This is a genomic window from Citrobacter sp. UYEF32 (genome assembly GCF_040546205.1).
Lineage (GTDB): Bacteria > Pseudomonadota > Gammaproteobacteria > Enterobacterales > Enterobacteriaceae > Phytobacter > Phytobacter diazotrophicus.
The window spans coordinates 162925-182845 of sequence record NZ_JBEPNI010000008.1 but is presented as its reverse complement, the minus strand read 5'-3'; the positions used below and the strand labels follow the sequence as shown (position 1 = coordinate 182845).

The following is a 19921-nucleotide window of genomic DNA, read 5'->3' as shown; positions in this document are numbered from 1 at the left end:
GTTGATTTATCTTAGTTATCTTTCCAGTGCGCTTTGGCGTCCTTAATAAAGGACAGCGTGACCATGATATTGACGAAGAAGAGAGGGCAGCCGCCTGCGATGATCGCCGTTTGTATCGGTTTCAACCCGCCGAGAGCCAACAGCACAATACCGATGATGCCGACCAGAATGGACCAGCCGATACGTACCAGCAGAGGCGGCTCTTCACCATCGCGTATTTCACGGCAGGTCGACATGGCCAGCGTGTAAGAACACGCGTTGATAAGTGTGACGGTGGCAATAAAGCAGAGAATAAAGAATCCCCACATTGTTGCTGTACTCAGGGGTAAGGCGGCCCAGGTCTCGATAATGGCGCGTGGTACGCCATGCTCTGTGATAAGCTGCGGAATATTCAGAATATTTTTATCCATTAGCAGTAGCGTGTTACTGCCCAGCACAGTCCACAGGATCCAGGTGGAAGCCGTCAGGCCCAGCACCATTCCGAAGCACAGTTCCCGAACGGTACGTCCACGCGATATACGGGCGAGGAAGATACTCATTTGGATGGCGTAAATGACCCACCAGGCCCAGTAGAAAACGGTCCAGCCCTGCGGGAAACCGCCTTTGCCGATAGCATCGGTGTAGAACAACATACGTGGCAGATGCATCAACAGCATACCGACGGAATCGGTGAAGTAGTTCATGATGAAGCTGGCACCGCTGACGATGAATACCCAGCCGAGCATCAGGAAGCTCAGGTAGCTACGCACGTCGCTGGCAATCTTCACTCCTTTCTGCAGGCCGCAGGCCACGCAGATTGCGTTCAGAATGATCCAGCAGGTAATGATGATCGCGTCCAGTTGCAGCGTATGGGGGATGCCGAATAGATACTGCATACATTCGGTGACCAGCGGCGTAGCCAGACCGAGGCTGGTACCCATCGCGAAGATCAGCGCCACAAGATAGAAGTTATCGACGATGGTCCCGAATAACCCTTTCACATGTTTCTCGCCCACTAAAGGCACGAGCGTTGAGCTGGGGCGAATCACATCCATTTTGCGAACAAAGAAAAAGTAGGCGAAAGCGACGGAAAGGAAGCTATAGGTGGCCCACGGTAGCGGTCCCCAGTGGAACAAACTGTAGGCGAGGCCGAGCTCTTTGGCGCCGGTAGAGTTGGGGGCTAATGCAAACGGTGGCGTAGAGATATAGTAATAAATCTCTATCGATCCCCAGAACAACACGGCTGCGGAGGTACAGGAGGCGAACATCATGAAAATCCAGCTCGCGGTGCTGAATTCAGGTTTCTCATTGCCCAGTTTCTTTTTGGCGTAAGGGCCAAAGACCAGCCAGAACCAGCCAAAGAGCATCACGACCATATACCACTCAAATGCCCATCCCCAGACATTCGTTACATAAGTAAATACTGCATTAATAACCACATTGGCGGCATCAAGATCTCTAACAGTTAGCCAGCAAAGTATTCCGACGATTATTAGCGGTGGGAAAAAAACTTTTGGCTCTATACCTGACTTTCTCTTGTCATTTTTCATGTTCGAATTCCAGTGTCATAATTGATTTATATTTCGTTCCCGTTTGTTATATTTATGTTCATTTTTGTGAGTGTTTATTTAATGACTCTTTAACCTCAAGGGAGATTCGGCGAGTACTCCATGATGGGTATTCGCTACAGCGTATTCTGTTATTCTGGTCACACTTTTTTGTCGGTTTTTATTTGGTTGGGAGTGATTGATAAGTTCTTTAAAAACAATTTCTTACTTGTTGTTTTTCTGTTTTTTCATCCTTGTGGTGTTCAATATTGGTGATCCCGGAAACAATATTGAAAATTTGTAAGGTGAAACCGATTTTTCAATATTGGTGAGGTCGCTAACAATATTGAAAGTCCCATTTTACAGGGTGTGACATTTTCAATATTGGTGATTAATGTTTTATCCCGTAATTAAATGGTGTGATATCTGTATTTACCATCGCCGATATGGACGACGATTCCTTCATGATTTCTGGAGAGGCAATGAAGATAATTACTTGTTACAAGTGCGTACCTGATGAACAGGATATTGCGATCAATAACGCGGATGGTTCGTTAGATATTAGTAAAGCGGATGCCAAAATTAGCCAATACGATTTGAATGCGATTGAAGCTGCCTGCCAGTTAAAACAGCAGTCCGGAGAAGCGCAAGTGATCGCCATGAGTGTTGGCGGGAAGGCGCTGACTAATGCGAAAGGACGCAAAGATGTGCTTTCGCGCGGCCCGGACGAACTGATTGTTGTGATTGATGATGCGTTTGAGAATGCGCTGCCGCAACAAACCGCAGTGGTGTTAGCGCAGGCAGCGAAAAAATCCGGCTTTGATCTGATTATTTGTGGCGACGGTTCCTCCGATCTCTATGCCCAACAGGTCAGTCTGCTGCTGGGTGAAATGCTGCACATTCCGGCAATCAACGGCGTCAGTAAAATTTTATCGCTGGTGGATAACACGCTGACCGTTGAGCGCGCTCTGGAAGACGAGATCGAAACCCTGAGCATACCGCTTCCGGCGGCCATTGCGGTCTCTACGGATATTAACTCCCCGCAAATTCCTTCCATGAAAGCCATTCTGGGGGCGGCTAAAAAACCGGTTCAGGTCTGGACGACAGCAGATATTGGTTTTACCCACGGGGAAGCGAACTCCGTGCAACAGATCGCTGCGCCAGGACAACGTGAGCGCCAGCGCATCGTTATTGAAGGTGATGGCGAAGAACAAATCGCCGTATTTGCTGACCATCTGCGCAAGATCATCAATTAAAAGGGGATGTTATGAGCAAGTTTTCCACTGTATGGGTATTCAGCGATACCGTTTCCCGGCTGGCTGATTTGGTGGGTGGCGCACGCATGTTGGGCGAACAGACCAATGTATTTGTGCTCAGTGAAACCGACAGTGCCACAGCATTCCACCTGGGGGCCGATAGCGTCTGGCATCTCAGCGGTAAACCGGAAGACCGCATGATTGAAGATTATGCGGACGCCATGGCGGCGACCATTCGCCAGCAGGGTTCGAAAGGGCTGGTACTGCTGCCCAATACACGTCGGGGCAAATTACTGGCGGCAAAATTGGGTTTCCGCCTGACGGCCGCAGTCTCTAATGATGCCAGTGCCGTCGCCATCGCGGGTGATAAGGCTTTGGTAAAACATATGGTGTATGGCGGACTTGCCATTGGCGAAGAAACGCTACGTTCTTCTTTCGCCGTGATTACACTCTGCAGCGGCACATTTGAGCCGGCGCAGCCAGACACTTCGCGAAGCGGCGTGGCGCAGACTGTCGCATGGCAGTCACCGGAAATCACCGTCATTCGCACGGCAACTCAGGCTCGCCAGAACAGTAATGTTGATCTTGATAAAGCGCGGTGGGTTGTCAGCGTCGGACGCGGTATCGGTAGCAAGGAGAATATCTCGCTGGCAACAGCGTTGTGCCAGTCCATTGGCGCGGAGTTGGCCTGTTCGCGTCCGGTCGCTGAAAACGAAAAATGGATGGAACACGAACGCTATGTCGGCATTTCTAACCTGATGCTCAAACCGGAATTGTACTTGGCTGTAGGGATCTCCGGTCAGATTCAGCACATGGTGGGCGCAAACGGCGCACAGACGATTTTTGCCATTAACAAAGACAAAAACGCGCCGATTTTCCAGTATGCCGATTACGGTATCGTCGGTGATGCGCTGAAAATTTTACCCGCACTGACGGCCGCATTAACGCGCTAATTCCTTAAGCAGAGCGGTGGCCGCTCTGTTATTACAGGTAATTTCTGGAGTTTTTATGTCAGAAGATATTTTTGACGCCATCATCGTGGGGGCGGGGGTGGCGGGCTCGGTGGCAGCGCTGGTGCTTGCCAGGGAAGGTGCGCAAGTACTGGTGATTGAGAGGGGCAATTCCGCTGGAGCGAAAAATGTAACTGGCGGGCGTATTTACGCCCATAGTCTCGAACGTATTATTCCCGGTTTTGCCGGGCATGCTCCCGTCGAACGCCTGATTACACATGAAAAGCTCTCGTTTATGACCGATAAGGGAGCAATGACGGTAGATTACCTCAACGGCGATCATGGTGAACCTGAGCAAGCCTCTTATTCCGTCTTACGCAGTAAATTTGATGCCTGGCTGATGGAGCAGGCAGAAGAGGCGGGTGCGCAATTGATCACCGGGATCCGCGTTGACAATGTTGTGCAACGTGATGGCAAAGTGGTTGGCGTGGAAGCCGATGGCGACATTCTGGAAGCGAAAGTCGTGATTCTGGCGGACGGTGTGAACTCCTTGCTGGCTGAACAACTGGGCATGGCGAAACGCGTTACGGCTTCGAATGTTGCGGTTGGGGTTAAAGAACTCATCGAATTGCCAAAAACGGTCATTGAAGATCGTTTCCAGTTACGGGGCAACGAAGGAGCGGCCTGGTTGTTTGCCGGCGCACCGACAGATGGCCTGATGGGGGGCGGGTTCCTCTATACCAATCAAACGACAGTTTCGCTTGGGTTAGTATGCGGTCTGCATCATCTCAAAGAGGCCAAAAAATCAGTCCCGCAAATGCTGGAGGATTTTAAACAGCACCCTGCCGTCGCGCCGTTGATTAGCGGCGGCAAAATGGTGGAATACGCCGCTCATGTTGTTCCGGAATCCGGGATGAATATGCAGCCTGAACTGGTTGGCGACGGTGTACTGATCGCGGGTGATGCCGCCGGCATGTGTATGAATCTTGGTTTCACCATTCGTGGCATGGACCTGGCCGTGGCGGCAGGGGAAGCCGCCGCGAAAACGGTACTTTCCGCGATGCAAAGTAACAATTTCAGCCGTCAGGGGCTTTCGGCTTATCGTCAGCGCCTTGATGACGGTCCGATGCGGGATATGCGTATGTATCAGCGTTTACCTGCCTTCCTCGATAACCCGCGCATGTTTACCCGTTACCCAGAAATGGCGGTTGGCGTGGCACGCGATCTGTTTACCGTCGATGGTACCGCCCCGGTAGCAATGCGTAAGAAAATCCTTCGTCATGCCAAAAAGGTAGGTTTTATCAATTTGATAAAGGATGGTCTAAAAGGAGCGACTGTACTATGACTTCCCCCGTCAATGTGGACATCAAACTGGGTGTTAACAAATTCAACGTGGATGAAGAAAACCCACACATCATTTTAAAAACCGACCCCGATAAGCAGGTGCTGGAGGTGTTAGTTAAAGCCTGTCCTGCGGGCCTGTACAAAAAGCAGGATGACGGCAGCGTGCGTTTTGATTACGCCGGATGCCTGGAGTGCGGTACCTGTCGGATTTTGGGGTTGGATACGGTCCTCGAAAAATGGGACTACCCACGCGGTACGTTTGGTGTGGAGTTTCGCTACGGCTAAAACCGGTGCCGGATAACAGAGATTTATCCGGCCTATAAAAATTACGTGAAGTATTGGCTGGAGAAGGTGCTTTTGCCGGGCCATTAGGCACTTGAGGTGACCAACCTCGTATTTTGCCGTTGAGACAGGACATAACCATGCAGCAGATCAGAAATTTTGATGATATCCAATTCTCATCTATTCACCGTCGAATCATGTTGTGGGGAAGCGGCGGACCTTTCCTGGATGGGTATGTGCTTGTCATGATTGGCGTTGCACTGGAGCAACTCACGCCAGCATTAAAGCTGGATGCACAGTGGCTGGGATTGTTGGGGGCGGGAACGCTGGCGGGTCTGTTTGTCGGCACCTCGTTGTTTGGCTACATCTCAGACAAAGTGGGGCGACGGAAAATGTTCCTCATCGATATCATTGCCATTGGGGTGATATCGGTGGCCACGATGTTTGTCTCCTCGCCCATGGAATTGCTCATTATGCGTGTGCTGATTGGCGTGGTGATTGGCGCGGATTATCCTATCGCAACCTCCATGATCACTGAATTTTCCAGTACCCGCCAACGAGCTTTCTCAATCAGTTTTATTGCTGCGATGTGGTATGTCGGCGCGACCTGTGCCGATCTGGTCGGTTATTGGTTGTACGATGTGGACGGCGGATGGCGCTGGATGCTGGGGAGTGCGGCAATCCCTTGTATCATGATCCTCATTGGGCGTTTTGATCTTCCAGAATCTCCGCGCTGGCTCCTGCGTAAAGGGCGGGTGAAAGAGTGTGAGGAGATGATGATTAAACTGTTTGGCGAGCCGGTAGCGTTCGATGATGAACCACCACAAGAAACTCGCTTCTTACAACTGTTTAATCGTCGTCACTTCCCGTTTGTCTTGTTTGTCGCCGCTATCTGGACGTGCCAGGTTATTCCGATGTTCGCCATCTATACCTTTGGTCCGCAGATTGTTGGCCTGCTGGGGCTGGGCGTCGGGAAAAGCGCGGCGCTGGGCAATGTGGTGATCAGCTTGTTTTTTATGCTGGGCTGCATTCCACCGATGTACTGGCTGAACAGCATGGGGAGGCGACCGCTGCTGATCGGCAGCTTTATGATGATGACACTGGCGCTGGCCGTGCTGGGATTGATCCCTGAAATGGGTATCTGGCTGGTGGTTGCGGCATTCGCGGTATATGCCTTTTTCTCCGGCGGGCCAGGAAACCTCCAGTGGCTTTACCCGAATGAGCTGTTCCCGACCGATATTCGCGCTTCTGCCGTTGGCGTCATCATGTCCCTGAGCCGGATTGGTACCATTCTTTCAACCTGGGCGCTGCCGATTTTTATCACTAAATATGGGATCAGTTACGTCATGCTGATGGGGGCGGGAATTTCGCTCGTTGGCCTGCTCATCTCCATCGCTTTTGCACCGGAGACGCGTGGTTTGACGCTTGCTCAGACGGGGAGTATGACGATTCGACGCAAGTCGCTGAATTAAGTCAAACCTTCAGAGTGTTCTGTATTTTCTTTTAAGGTCAGTCAGTTAGTCTAAAGTTACCCTGTATTTAACTGAAAACGACTGAAAAGCAGGGGAGAACACCATGCGAACGAAACTGTTATTAACGTCACTGTTTACGGCTGCCACGCTCTTTACCGTTGCCGGTTGTTCATCCAATCAGGCCGTAAAAACCACCGATGGCAAAACTATCGTGACTGATGGCAAACCGGAAATCGATAGCGACACCGGCCTGGTCTCTTACAAAAATGCGGAAACGGGTAAAACCGAGCAGATTAACCGCGACCAGGTGAAGAACATGAGTGAACTGGACAATTAATTTCACTCCGTGTCAGAAAGCGTCCCGCCATTAGCGCGGGACTTTTTTATCTCACCCCTCGGTGGCGGCAGACCGGTAATGCCAACCCTTCTCGCTGTTTTAGCCGCTATTCTGACAGGTGCTGTGCTGGTGCCTGCTAATCCCGCATAGATTGTCGCTGTTAGCACGACGATTAACTGTCTACACTCAAAGAAAAAAGTGTGCAGTGAAAACAGGTTAATCGATGATTCTGATAATTTATGCCCATCCCTATCCGCAGTATTCCCATGCGAATAAGCGGATGATTGAGCATGCAGGGACTCTGGAGGGGGTGGAAATTCGCTCTCTTTATCACCTCTACCCCGATTTCAATATTGATATCGCCGCCGAGCAGGAGGCATTGCGTCGCGCTGACCTGGTTGTCTGGCAACATCCCATGCAATGGTACAGTGTACCGCCGCTCCTCAAATTATGGATTGATAAAGTCCTGGCCCACGGCTGGGCATATGGCCATGGCGCGCGTGCGTTGCAGGGGAAAAGTCTGTTATGGGCCGTGACCACGGGCGGCGGGGATCAGCACTTTGATATTGGCTCACACCCTGGCTTTGATGTTCTGGGACAGCCATTACAGGCCACGGCGCTCTATTGCGGGATGAACTGGTTGCCGCCGTTTGCCACTCACTGCACCTTCATTTGCGACGACGAAACTCTGCAGGCGCAGGCCCGTCGCTACAAACAATTGTTGCTCGACTGGCAGGAGACCCACCATGGATAGTCATACGCTTATTCAGGCGCTGATTTACCTGGGGGCGGCCGCGCTCATCGTACCGATCGCGGTACGTCTGGGGCTGGGGTCCGTGCTGGGTTATCTGATCGCCGGTTGTATTATTGGTCCGTGGGGCTTACGCCTGGTCACTGACGCTGAATCTATCCTCCACTTCGCTGAAATCGGCGTGGTGTTGATGCTGTTTGTGATTGGCCTTGAGCTGGATCCCCAGAGACTGTGGAAGTTGCGCGTGTCCGTCTTTGGCGGCGGCGCGTTGCAAATGGCCTCCTGCGGCGTTTTGTTGGGGGCGTTTTGTATGGTACTGGGGCTCGACTGGCCGGTGGCGCTGCTTATCGGCCTGACGCTGGCGCTCTCCTCAACCGCGATTGCCATGCAGGCGATGAATGAGCGTAACCTGACCGTTTCGCAAATGGGGCGTAGTGCCTTTTCCGTGCTGCTTTTCCAGGATATCGCGGCCATTCCACTGGTGGCGATGATTCCGCTACTGGCCAGCAGTGGCGCATCCACAACGGTGGGGGCGTTTGCCCTGTCGGCGTTGAAAGTGGTTGGCGCGCTGGCGCTGGTGGTCGTGCTGGGGCGCTATGTCGCGCGTCCGGCACTGCGTTTTGTTGCCCGCTCCGGATTACGTGAAGTGTTCAGCGCCGTGGCGCTGTTTCTGGTATTCGGCTTCGGTTTGTTGCTGGAAGAGGCTGGCCTTTCCATGGCGATGGGGGCGTTCCTGGCTGGCGTGCTGCTGGCAAGCTCGGAATACCGTCATGCGCTGGAAAGCGATATTGAACCCTTTAAAGGTCTGCTGCTGGGGCTCTTTTTTATCGGTGTCGGTATGTCGATAGACTTTGGCACCCTGGTCACTCATCCGCTGCGTATCCTGCTTTTGCTGGTCGGTTTCCTGGTGATTAAAACCCTCGTTCTCTGGCTGATTGCTCGTCCGCTGAGTGTGCCAGGCAAACAGCGGCGCTGGTTTGCGGCACTGCTGGGGCAGGGCAGTGAGTTCGCGTTTGTGGTTTTTGGTGCAGCACAAATGGCAGGTGTGCTCGACCCGGAGTGGGTCAAAGCCTTGACGCTGGCTGTGGCGTTGTCCATGGCGGCGACGCCTGTGCTGTTAGTCCTGCTGACGCGTCTGGAAAGCGCTGCCACCGGGCAAGCGCGTGAAGCCGATGAGATTGACGAAGATGAACCGCGGGTCATTGTGGCCGGATTCGGCCGCTTCGGCCAAATTGCCGGGCGTCTGCTACTCTCTAGTGGAGTCAAAATGGTTGTTCTCGATCACGACCCGGACCACATTGAAACGCTGCGCAAATTCGGCATGAAGGTCTTTTATGGCGATGCGACGCGCGTGGATCTGCTGGAGTCAGCCGGTGCCGGAAAAGCCGAAGTGCTGATCAACGCGATTGACGATCCGCAGGCCAATCTCCAGCTTACTGAACTGGCGAAAACCCATTTCCCGGCGCTGCGTATTATTGCCCGTGCCCGCGACGTCGATCATTACATTCGTCTGCGCCAGGCGGGTGTTGAGAAGCCGGAGCGTGAAACATTTGAAGCGGCGTTGAAAGCCGGGCGAATGGCGCTCGAAGGGTTAGGTCTGGGGCCTTATGAGGCGCGTGAGCGTGCCGACCTTTTCCGCCAGTTCAACACCCAGATGGTTGAGGAGATGGCCGGAGTGGATAACACCGCTCAGGCCAGAGCGGACGTCTTTAAACGCACCAGTGCGATGTTGACGGAGATTATCAGCGAAGACCGGGCGCATCTGTCCGTGGTCCAGCGCCATGGCTGGCAGGGGACCAAAGAGGGCCGTCACACGGGGGATGTCGCCGATGAACCTGAGGCGAAACCACAGCCATAGCGCGTGTTACAGCTGATTGACGGTTAAGGGTTTGCTTCGCGAAAAAGTGGAAAGCAAGGTATGCGATCGTGCAGCGCGGGTTTGCTTACAGATTACGAAAATTTTCTGTCTCTTTACCCTGTCGCCAGTCGACGAAAGAATGCGCTTTCCGTATAGTGGCGACAATTTTTTGCATCCGGGAAATTATCAATGATCAGTCTGATTGCGGCGTTAGCGGTGGATCGCGTCATTGGCATGGAGAATGCCATGCCATGGAACCTACCTGCCGATCTCGCCTGGTTCAAACGTAATACGCTAAACAAACCTGTGGTTATGGGACGCCTGACATGGGAGTCGATTGGGCGCCCGCTGCCAGGTCGTAAAAACATTGTCATCAGCAGCAAGCCAGGCACTGACGATCGCGTACAGTGGGTCACCTCGGTTGACGCGGCGATTGCCGAGTGCGGTGACGCGGAAGAGATCATGGTGATCGGCGGTGGCCGTGTTTATGAGCAGTTCCTGCCGAAGGCACAAAAGCTCTATCTGACGCACATTGATGCCGAAGTCGAAGGGGATACCCATTTTCCGGATTACGATCCGGATGACTGGGAGTCGGTATTTAGCGAGTTTAACGATGCGGATGAGCAGAATTCTCATAGCTATTGCTTCGAGATTCTGGAACGTCGGTAAAATGAATATACCCGGTGGTGTGCATCCGCCGGGAAAAATGTACGCAGGCCAAATTGAGGCTGGAATGAATACATTTTATCAACTCAAAATCACCCTCAAAGACATAGACCCGGTTGTTTGGCGCCGATTTGTTGTTCCTTCCAACATTACACTCGATCGTTTGCATGATGTGGTACAAATTGTCATGGGCTGGCAAGACTACCATCTGCATCAGTTTATGTTCAAAAAGCAAATTTTCACCGAACATCCAGAATCGATTAACGATGAAGATGAATCAGTGATTCGTCTGAATACATTGCTCAAACGCAGCGGCAATAAATTAACGTATCTTTATGATTTTGGTGACAGCTGGGAGCACGAAATTGTTCTCGAAGATAAAAATTTCTCTTTAGATGAAATGCAACCTATTGAGTGTATAGAAGGGATTATGGCCTGCCCGCCAGAGGACTGTGGTGGTGCACATGCTTATATGCATCTGCTTCGGGCAGTTTTCGACCCGCAAAATAATGAAGAAGACTATGAAGCTTTTTTGGAAATTATTGGTCTGGATGAGAATATTCAGGTTAGTGATGTCCAAAGCCTTATATTTCAATATGATATTAACGCCATCAACTTACTTTTAAATATATACTTGCGCTGGTCGCGGGATCGGGCTTTACCATTGATGGACGAATTTGAATAAAATGGTACAGCGCGGTGGGCAAACTTCGCGCTGTATGTTATGAGTTTTTAGCAAAACGGTGAAGATTCAGCTTAAAGCAGACGTTTGCCACTAAGAGGCGACCGCCTCGTCTTCACCTAAATCCATTTGACGGTTCGACGGTTGCACAAACCAGGCTTGATCTTCCCAGCGCAGGCAGGTTAGTGTGCCGCCCCAGCAACAGCCGGTATCCAGTGCGTAAATGCCTTCTGGCGTGCCTTTCCCTTCCAGTGATGCCCAGTGACCAAACACGATGCTGTACGCCTGCGAGACAGGTCCGGGAATGGTAAACCAGGGCTTCAACGGTGCCGGTGCGTATTCCGGAACATCTTTGCAATACATATCCAGCTCCCCGTTCGGGAAACAGTAGCGCATCCGCGTAAAGGCATTGCTGATAAAACGCAGCCGTGCCATTCCGCTCAGTTCCGTTGACCAACTGTTCGGATAGTCGCCATACATCCCGTCAAGGAAGAACGGGTAGGAGTCGCTGGAGAGAATGGCTTCAACGTCGCGTGCGCATTGCTGAGCCGTCTCCAGATCCCACTGCGGCGTAATACCCGCGTGGGCCATCACCAGCTTTTTCTCCTCATCGACCTGCAACAGCGGCTGACGACGCAGCCAGTTGATGAGGTCGTCGGCATCGGGCGCTTCCAGAAGCAAATTAAGCCGATCTTTGGGTTTATTGCGGCTGATGCCGGCAAACACCGCCAGCAGGTGCAGATCGTGGTTGCCGAGGACCAGGCGAACGCTGTCGCCCAGCGATTTAACGTAGCGCAATACATCCAGGGAGCCGGGGCCGCGCGCGACTAAATCACCCGTTAACCATAAGGTGTCCTGCCCAGGTACAAACTGCACCTGATTTAACAATGCGAGCAGTTCATCATAGCAACCATGAACGTCGCCAATAAGATATGTAGACATTGTCTCAGTGGATTAGTGTTTGAACGGCAAGTCGGAAGACCGGGATAGCGATGCGGAACGCCTTCCCTTGCGCATCGATCATTTCATAATGGCCTTCCATGGTACCAAACGGCGTTTCAATTACCGCACCGCTGGTATACTGATATTCTCCGCCGGGTTCAATGTGCGGCTGAACGCCGACCACACCTTCACCCTGAACCTCAGTTTCACGGCCATTCCCGTTGGTGATAAGCCAGTACCGTTTAAGCAACTGGACCGGCGCTCGCCCCAGATTCCGAATAGTGATGGTGTAAGCGAAAACATAGCGTTCTTCATCGGGTGAAGATTGCGATTCAATATAGACACTTTGCACCTGAACAGAAACTCGGGGCGAATTGATCATGACTTAACTCTCCTTCGGCGGCGCATTATCAGTCAGATAGTTCGCCATCTTGCAATACTGCGCAACAGAGATGTTTTCCGCACGCATCGCCGGATCAACGCCCAGCTCCGTCAATACCTCAACGGAGAAGAGGTTGCCAAGGCTGTTGCGGATCGTTTTACGGCGCTGGTTAAAGGCTTCCGTCGTGATCCGACTCAGCACCCGGACTTCTTTGACCGGATGTGGCAACGTGCGATGTGGTACCAGGCGCACGACAGCGGAATCCACCTTAGGCGGTGGGGTGAAGGCTGTTGGCGGCACTTCCAGCACCGGAATAATCTGGCAATAGTATTGCGCCATGACGCTTAAACGACCATACGCCTTACTGTTTGGCCCTGCAACCAGACGATTGACGACCTCTTTTTGCAACATAAAGTGCATGTCGGCAATGGCATCAGTATAGCTAAACAGATGGAACATTAGCGGTGTTGAGATGTTATAAGGCAGGTTGCCAAATACGCGCAGCGGCTGACCCATAGTCTGCGACAGCTCGCCGAAATTCATGGTCATCGCATCTTGCTGAAAAATTGTCAGCTTTGGCCCGAGAAACGGATGAGTTTGCAGACGCGCAGCCAGATCGCGATCCAACTCGATAACGGTGAGCTTATCCAGACGTTCACCTACCGGCTCGGTCAGTGCGGCAAGGCCCGGGCCGATTTCGACCATCGCCTGGCCTTTTTGCGGATTGATAGCTGAAACAATACTGTCGATCACAAACTGATCGTTGAGGAAGTTTTGCCCGAAGCGTTTACGGGCTAAGTGGCCCTGATGGACTCGATTAGTCATTGAGTATTAACAATCATGGTGATGGCGAGATTAAGCGCCGTGATAAAACTGCCGACATCGGCTTTTCCCTGGCCCGCCAGTTCCAGCGCGGTGCCATGATCAACAGATGTACGAATAAAAGGTAAACCGAGCGTAATGTTCACGCCACGGCCAAAGCCCTGGTATTTTAGCACGGGCAGGCCCTGATCGTGGTACATCGCCAGTACGGCGTCGGCATTATCAAGATATTTAGGCTGAAAAAGCGTATCGGCAGGCAGTGGACCACTAAGATTCATGCCTTTTGCGCGCATTTCATCAAGAACCGGAATGATCGTATCGATCTCTTCGGTGCCCATATGTCCGCCTTCCCCGGCGTGTGGGTTCAGGCCGCACACCAGAACATGTGGCTGGCGGATACCAAACTTTTGCTGCAAATCGGTATACAAAATGGTGATGACGTCGCGCAGCAAATCTGGCGTGATGGCCTCGGCAACCGCTTTGATGGGCAGATGGGTCGTGGCCAGCGCAACGCGGAGTTCCTCTGTTGCCAGCATCATCACGACTTTGCTGACGCGCGAACGCTCTTCGAAGAACTCGGTGTGTCCGGTAAACGGCGTACCCGCGTCGTTGATCACCCCTTTATGCACGGGGCCGGTGATCAGCGCAGCAAACTCGCCGCTCAGGCAACCATCGCAGGCACGGGCCAGCGTGTCGACCACGTATGGTCCATTGTTGACGTCCAGCTCGCCTGGCACAACTGGCGTTTTGAGTGCAACGGGTAATACGGTGAGGCTGCCTGCCTGTTGTGCACGGGCCGGTTGTCCGGCGTGGTACTCGCGCAGGCCGAGGGGCAAACCCAGCAGCGCCGCACGCTCGGTGAGCAGCGTTGGATCTGCACACACCACTAACTCTACGGGCCAGTCACGCTGGGCGAGTTGTACGACTAAATCAGGACCAATCCCGGCGGGTTCGCCGGGAGTGATAACGACACGATGTGCGTTCATTAGTTGCTCAGGATTTTAACGTAAGCGCTGGCGCGCTGTTCCTGCATCCAGGTTGCCGCTTCTTCGGAGAATTTGCGGTTCATCAGCATGCGGTAAGCACGATCTTTTTGCGCAGCATCGGTTTTATCGACGTTACGGGTATCCAGTAGCTCTATCAGATGCCAGCCAAAGGAGGAGTGTACCGGGCCGCTCATCTGACCACGGCTAAGCTTCATCAACGCATCACGGAATGCCGGATCGTAGATATCGGCTGCCGCCCAGCCCATATCGCCGCCCTGATTGGCAGAACCTGGATCCTGAGAGAACTCTTTTGCCGCTGCAGCAAAGGTGGTTTTACCGCTCTTGATGTCAGCCGCGATCTGTTCCAGTTTCACGCGTGCCTGGTCGTCACTCATGATCGGCGACGGTTTCAGCAGAATGTGGCGAGCGTGAACTTCGGTCACGGATATGCTCTGGCTTTGGCCACGCAGATCGTTCACTTTCAGAATATGAAAGCCAACGCCTGAACGGATGGGGCCAATGATGTCGCCTTTTTTCGCCGTGCTAAGCGCCTGAGCGAAGATTGACGGCAGTTCCTGAATACGCCCCCAACCCATCTGGCCACCTTTCAGCGCCTGCTGGTCGGCAGAGTAGGTAATTGCCAGTTTACCGAAATCGCCGCCTTTACGCGCTTCGTCAACGATAGAACGTGCCTGGCTTTCTGCTTCATTTACCTGGTCAGAGGTTGGGTTTTCCGGCAACGGAACCAGAATGTGGCTCAGGTTCAGTTCGGTACTGGCGTCGTTTTGGTTGCCTACTTGTTTCGCGAGCGCTTCAACTTCCTGCGGCAGCACGGTAATGCGGCGGCGAACTTCGTTGTTGCGGACTTCGGAAATGAGCATCTCTTTGCGGATTTGGCTACGGTAGGTGTTGAAATTCACACCGTCGTAAGCCAGACGGCTGCGCATCTGATCCATGGAGATATTGTTTTGTTTGGCGATATTGGCGATGGCCTGATCGAGTTGATCATCGGTCACCTTGATGTTCATTTTCGTCGCCATTTGCAGAATGATTTGATCCATGATCAGACGTTCAAGAATCTGATGACGCAGCGTAGCGTCATCAGGCAATTGTTGACCCGCCTGGCCCGCGTTAAGTTTCACGGATTGCATCAAACCATCAACGTCGCTTTCGAGCACCACGCCGTTATTCACGACGGCAGCTACTTTATCGACAACTTGCGGTGCAGCGAAACTGGTATTCGCAACCATAGCGATACCGAGAAGCAGCGTTTTCCAGTTCTTCATACTTTTTCCATTTCAATTAACCGATAACTTTGCAAATCAACCACATCATAATGAGCTACGGTACGGCAGAATGTTCGAGCGCAACATTTGTTGCGTGCCCAGACCGTAATTTGAGCTCAAACCGCGCAACTCAATGTTGAAACCGATGACGTTGTCATACTTGCTTTGGTTGTTTTCCCAGCCGTTGATTTTGCGTTCATACCCAACGCGAATCGCATAACAGCAGGAGTTATACTGCAGACCTAACATCTGGTCGGCAGGCTTGTTTGTATTGGTATCGTAGTAGTAAGCCCCGACGACAGACCAGCGGTCGACGATCGGCCAGCTTGCTGCCGCACCAACTTGCGAAATGCCGTCTTTATAGAGTTCCGAGGCTGCGTAGTTCGGCAGTGTTGCCTGGATGTATTCCGGGCTGGCATAGCGATAGCTGAGCTGTACCATACGGTCTTCATCGCGGCGATATTCAATTGATGTGGAACCGTTAGCGATATTGTTCAGACGCGTGTCATACTGCACGCCGCCACGCAAGCCCCAGCGATCCGAAATGCGCCAGTAGGTATCTCCCGCCCATACCAGTGAACCCGTTTTGTTGTCTTTCTCCCAATTTATGTTGTCATCGCCAGTGCGTGACTGTGTGAAATAGTAGATTTGACCAACAGAAACGTTAAAACGTTCAACAGAAGCATCATCATAAATACGGGATGTGACGCCGGTGGTAACCTGGTTTGCCGATGCGATACGATCCAGACCGCCGTAGGTACGGTCGCGAAACAGGCCGCTGTAGTCGGATTGCAGCAGGGAGGAGTCGTAGTTGTTAATGCCGCTCTGGTTACGATACGGCACATAGAGATATTGTGCCCTTGGCTCTAACGTCTGGGTATATCCCTCCGCCAGAGTCATATCACGCTCGAAAACTAGCTTCCCGTCGACCTTAAACTGCGGCAACACTCGATTCACCGAGTCCTTAAGTTCTTTAGCCGATCTCAAACGGTCTTGATTGCTGGTACTCGATGGATTGCTGTTGTACTGCTGTTGAGCATAATTAAGATAAGAATCCAAACCAGTTTGCTGATAATGAGTAGCCAGCAATTTTACCTCAGTATCGAGGCTGCTCCAGTTATTCGACAGCGGCAGATTTAACGTTGGTTCAAGGTGAACACGTGTGGCTTCCGGGAAGGTGCTGTTTGTGTTAGCAAAATGCACCGCCTGGCCATAGATATGTGCGTCAAACGGACCCAGGTCGTTTTTGTAGTAATTCACGTCTAGCTGTGGTTCTGCGGCGTAGGAATTACTGTTCTGCCGGTTAAATACCTGGAACTGTTTGGTCGATACTGTGGCGTTAAAATTCTCCAGCCAATAACCCATGCTGAATTTCTGGGTGGCGTAACCGTCAGTACTGGTACCGTATTTCGACGAAAAGTCGGTAAAATAGTATGGATCGCTGACTTTGGTGTAATCGACGTTAAAACGCCAAACCTGGTCCATCACGCCAAAGTGATTCCAATAGAACAACCAACGATGGCGATTCGACTCGGTAGAAGAATGGTCGTCCTGATAGACGTTATCCGACGGCAGATAATCAAATTCGATGAGACCTGTTCCCGCTTGCGTCAGGTAGCGGAATTCGTTCTGCCACTGAGTATTGCCGCGTTTTTGAATGTAGTGCGGTGTGATGGTCGCATCGAAGTTGGGGGCGATATTCCAGTAGTACGGCAAATAAAACTCAAAGCCGTTGTTCGTGCTGTACTTGGCATTTGGAATCAAGAAACCAGAACGGCGCTTATCACCCACCGGCAATTGCAGGTACGGGCTGTAGAAAACCGGCACCGGGCCGAGTTTAAAGCGCGCGTTCCAGATCTCTGCAACCTGTTCTTCACGGTCATGGATGACTTCGCTACCCACGACGCTCCAGGTATTTGAACCCGGTAAGCAGGAGGTGAATGAACCGTTTTCAAGGATGGTGTAACGGTTTTCGCCACGCTGTTTCATCAGGTCTGCATCACCACGTCCCTGGCGCCCCACCATCTGGTAGTCGCCTTGCCAGACGTTGGTGTCTTTCGTATTTAAATTTGACCAGGCTTTCGGACCTTTCAGGATGACCTGATTGTCGTCGTAGTGCACATTACCCAGTGCATCCACTGTACGCACCGGGTCAGCCTGGCCTTCCACCTGTTTCTGGTGAAGTTGAACTTCATCAGCACGCAGGCGGCTATTGCCCTGATTAATATCCACATTGCCTTTAAAATTGGCGTCGTCAGGGTAGTTACCTTTGGCGTCATCGGCATTGATGGTCACAGGCAGATTATTAGTATCGCCTGTTACCAATGGACGGTTATAGCTCGGAACGCCAAGCATACATTGCGAGGCGAGACTGGCTGTCATCCCTTGTTGACTATAAAGGGCTGTGCCGATCATTGTGGCCAGGAGGGTGGGAATACGTTTTTTCATACGTTGTATTTGTTGTTCCGTCATCTGTGGCTTTACGCTGGCAAACGGTCAGAGACTAACGTACTCATCTTCGCAGCGCTAGTTAATCCTGCCCGTTTTCGAGCCAGGTCAGAGAAGACTGTGCCTGTGCACGGCATAGAATGACGGGTATGATAAAGCAAATTTTAGCCGACGGCATGACGATTTGGGGAGTATATGCAGTATTGGGGAAAAGTGGTTGGTGTGGTTTTCGCTCTGATCATGGGCGGAGGCTTTTGGGGCGCGGTTCTCGGGCTGTTAATCGGCCATATGTTTGATAAGGCTCGCAGCCGAAAAATGGCGTGGTTTGCCAATCAACGGGAACGTCAGACGCTCTTTTTTGCCACCACCTTCGAGGTGATGGGCCATTTAACAAAATCCAAAGGTCGCGTGACGCAGGCCGATATTCAGGTTGCCAGTCTGTTTATGGACCGGATGAACCTGCACGGTGACTCACGCGCGGCGGCGCAGCAGGCGTTTCGCGTGGGCAAAGCGGATAACTACCCATTACGTGACAAAATGCGTCAGTTTCGCAGTGTTTGCTTCGGACGCTTTGATTTAATCAGAATGTTCCTGGAAATCCAGATTCAGGCGGCATTCGCCGATGGCTCGCTGCATCCTAATGAGCGCGAAGTGCTGTACGTCATTGCCGAAGAACTGGGGATCTCTCGTGGTCAGTTCGATCAGTTTTTACGTATGATGCAGGGTGGGGCGCAGTTTGGCGGTGGCTATCAGCAGCAAGCGGGCGGCGGCTGGCAGCAGCAGGCGCAACGCGGCCCTACGCTTGAAGATGCCTGCAATGTGCTGGGTGTGAAGCCAACGGATGATGCCACCACCATTAAGCGCGCCTACCGTAAGCTGATGGGCGAACATCATCCGGATAAGCTGGTGGCGAAAGGGCTGCCGCCGGAGATGATGGAGATGGCGAAGCAGAAAGCGCAGGAGATTCAGAAGGCTTATGAGCTCATTAAAGAGCAGAAAGGGTTTAAGTAAGTTGCGGGCTAGCTTACTTGCCAGATTATCCCCGGGCTGTGCTCGCAATCCTCACGTACTTTGAGTCCGCTCCGGTTGCTGTGCGCAGGCCGTGAATAATCTGCCTGCGCCGCTGACGCCCGCCGTCGATGGCCTGGCGGTAGGCTTCGCAATAACCCCGGGAGTCGGCGTAAAACGCCTTGCCCGGGCTACCTGCTGGTTTTGACGGTAACCCGGATAAGGCGCAGCCGCCATCCGGGACCGTAAGCCGCGTTAAGTCAAAAATCCACCGGCGCCCTGAATGTCATGCTGTTGCCATACGCCGGGTGGGTTATCGTCAACGTTTCCGCATGCAGTAACAGGCGTGGCGCCAGAGCAAGAGCCTCTGGCGTCGCGTAAAACCTGTCGCCCAGAATCGGATGCCCCAACGCCAGCATATGCACACGCAATTGGTGCGAGCGACCGGTAATCGGCTTAAGCCGCACGCGCGTGGTATTGTCGGCGGCGAATTCCAGCACTTCATACCCTGTCTGCGCGGGTTTACCGGTCTCGTAGCAGACTTTCTGCTTCGGACGATTCGGCCAGTCGCAAATCAGAGGCAGATCGACAAGCCCCTCTTCGTGCTCCAGGTGTCCCCAAACGCGCGCCACATACTGCTTTTTCGGTTCGCGCTCGCGGAACTGGCGCTTGAGCTCGCGCTCCGCCGCTTTGGTCAGAGCCACCACAATCACGCCGCTGGTCGCCATGTCCAGACGATGCACGGATTCCGCCTGCGGGAAATCGCGCTGAATGCGCGTCATCACGCTGTCTTTATGCTCTTCAAGACGCCCTGGCACAGACAACAACCCGCTCGGCTTGTTGACCACCATAATGTGCTCATCCTGATAGAGGATGGTCAGCCAGGGATCCTGAGGCGGATTGTAGGACTCCATTACCATAGC

General features: G+C 52.5%; 19 protein-coding genes. 11 read left to right on the top strand and 8 right to left on the bottom strand.

Going from position 1 to position 19921, the window contains the following annotated elements; all coding sequences use genetic code 11:
- Positions 1–11: 11 nt before the first annotated feature.
- Entirely contained in the window at positions 12–1529 is a 1518-nt protein-coding gene (gene caiT / locus ABIB59_RS21995; RefSeq protein ID WP_079497281.1) for an L-carnitine/gamma-butyrobetaine antiporter, read from the bottom strand.
- A gap of 479 nt (positions 1530–2008) precedes the next feature.
- Here caiT and ABIB59_RS21990 point away from each other — a divergent pair, with 479 nt between their 5' ends.
- The 10 genes from ABIB59_RS21990 (at position 2009) to ABIB59_RS21945 (ending at position 11127) form a co-directional block, all read left to right on the top strand.
- A complete protein-coding gene (locus ABIB59_RS21990) occupies positions 2009–2782 on the top strand; it encodes an electron transfer flavoprotein FixA (RefSeq protein WP_079497280.1) in 774 nt (257 codons plus the stop codon).
- A gap of 11 nt (positions 2783–2793) precedes the next feature.
- Complete coding sequence (locus ABIB59_RS21985; protein ID WP_354037033.1) at positions 2794–3735, top strand: electron transfer flavoprotein subunit alpha/FixB family protein; 942 nt, start codon at positions 2794–2796, stop codon at positions 3733–3735.
- A 55-nt stretch (positions 3736–3790) separates the two neighbouring features.
- Entirely contained in the window at positions 3791–5077 is a 1287-nt protein-coding gene (fixC, locus tag ABIB59_RS21980; RefSeq protein ID WP_071193624.1) for an FAD-dependent oxidoreductase FixC, read from the top strand.
- On the top strand, positions 5074–5361 hold the full coding sequence (gene fixX / locus ABIB59_RS21975) for a ferredoxin-like protein FixX (protein ID WP_039078319.1): 288 nt from the start codon (positions 5074–5076) through the stop codon (positions 5359–5361). The genes fixC and fixX overlap by 4 nt, the downstream gene beginning before the upstream one ends.
- A 137-nt stretch (positions 5362–5498) precedes the next feature.
- On the top strand, positions 5499–6830 hold the full coding sequence (locus ABIB59_RS21970) for an MFS transporter (RefSeq protein ID WP_039078320.1): 1332 nt from the start codon (positions 5499–5501) through the stop codon (positions 6828–6830).
- Between the two features lie 103 nt (positions 6831–6933).
- Complete coding sequence (locus tag ABIB59_RS21965) at positions 6934–7167, top strand: YgdI/YgdR family lipoprotein (RefSeq protein ID WP_039078321.1); 234 nt, start codon at positions 6934–6936, stop codon at positions 7165–7167.
- Between the two features lie 223 nt (positions 7168–7390).
- Complete coding sequence (kefF, locus tag ABIB59_RS21960) at positions 7391–7921, top strand: glutathione-regulated potassium-efflux system oxidoreductase KefF (protein ID WP_039078322.1); 531 nt, start codon at positions 7391–7393, stop codon at positions 7919–7921.
- Entirely contained in the window at positions 7914–9776 is a 1863-nt protein-coding gene (gene kefC / locus ABIB59_RS21955) for a glutathione-regulated potassium-efflux system protein KefC (protein WP_071193627.1), read from the top strand. Before kefF ends, kefC begins: the two co-directional genes overlap by 8 nt.
- 189 nt (positions 9777–9965) lie before the next feature.
- Positions 9966–10445, top strand: a complete 480-nt coding sequence (folA, locus tag ABIB59_RS21950) for a type 3 dihydrofolate reductase (protein ID WP_039078324.1) — start codon at positions 9966–9968, stop codon at positions 10443–10445.
- Between the two features lies 1 nt (position 10446).
- Positions 10447–11127, top strand: a complete 681-nt coding sequence (locus tag ABIB59_RS21945) for a plasmid pRiA4b ORF-3 family protein (RefSeq protein WP_317077156.1) — start codon at positions 10447–10449, stop codon at positions 11125–11127.
- Positions 11128–11217: 90 nt separating this feature from the next.
- Here the strand turns inward: ABIB59_RS21945 and apaH are convergent, their stop codons facing one another.
- Genes apaH through lptD form a run of 6 tightly spaced genes read right to left on the bottom strand, consistent with a single transcriptional unit; the run spans position 11218 to position 17990 of the window.
- A complete protein-coding gene (gene apaH, locus ABIB59_RS21940; protein WP_071193628.1) occupies positions 11218–12066 on the bottom strand; it encodes a bis(5'-nucleosyl)-tetraphosphatase (symmetrical) ApaH in 849 nt (282 codons plus the stop codon).
- A gap of 4 nt (positions 12067–12070) precedes the next feature.
- The gene (gene apaG / locus ABIB59_RS21935) at positions 12071–12448 is read right to left on the bottom strand and encodes a Co2+/Mg2+ efflux facilitator ApaG/CorD (RefSeq protein ID WP_039078326.1); all 378 of its coding nucleotides are present in this window, start codon (positions 12446–12448) and stop codon (positions 12071–12073) included.
- A 3-nt stretch (positions 12449–12451) separates the two neighbouring features.
- Entirely contained in the window at positions 12452–13273 is an 822-nt protein-coding gene (gene rsmA, locus ABIB59_RS21930; RefSeq protein WP_039078327.1) for a 16S rRNA (adenine(1518)-N(6)/adenine(1519)-N(6))-dimethyltransferase RsmA, read from the bottom strand.
- Positions 13270–14256: a 4-hydroxythreonine-4-phosphate dehydrogenase PdxA gene (gene pdxA, locus ABIB59_RS21925; RefSeq protein WP_354037028.1), complete on the bottom strand. Its 987-nt coding sequence runs from the start codon at positions 14254–14256 to the stop codon at positions 13270–13272. Before pdxA ends, rsmA begins: the two co-directional genes overlap by 4 nt.
- A complete protein-coding gene (gene surA, locus ABIB59_RS21920) occupies positions 14256–15542 on the bottom strand; it encodes a peptidylprolyl isomerase SurA (protein WP_079497271.1) in 1287 nt (428 codons plus the stop codon). Before surA ends, pdxA begins: the two co-directional genes overlap by 1 nt.
- A gap of 45 nt (positions 15543–15587) precedes the next feature.
- Positions 15588–17990: an LPS assembly protein LptD gene (gene lptD / locus ABIB59_RS21915; RefSeq protein WP_354037026.1), complete on the bottom strand. Its 2403-nt coding sequence runs from the start codon at positions 17988–17990 to the stop codon at positions 15588–15590.
- Between the two features lie 195 nt (positions 17991–18185).
- On the opposite strand from lptD, the gene djlA reads away from it, so the two are divergent.
- Complete coding sequence (gene djlA / locus ABIB59_RS21910) at positions 18186–19001, top strand: co-chaperone DjlA (protein WP_047371858.1); 816 nt, start codon at positions 18186–18188, stop codon at positions 18999–19001.
- A gap of 257 nt (positions 19002–19258) precedes the next feature.
- On the opposite strand, the gene rluA is transcribed toward djlA, so the two are convergent.
- A complete protein-coding gene (gene rluA, locus ABIB59_RS21905) occupies positions 19259–19918 on the bottom strand; it encodes a bifunctional tRNA pseudouridine(32) synthase/23S rRNA pseudouridine(746) synthase RluA (RefSeq protein WP_039078332.1) in 660 nt (219 codons plus the stop codon).
- Positions 19919–19921: the final 3 nt, after the last annotated feature.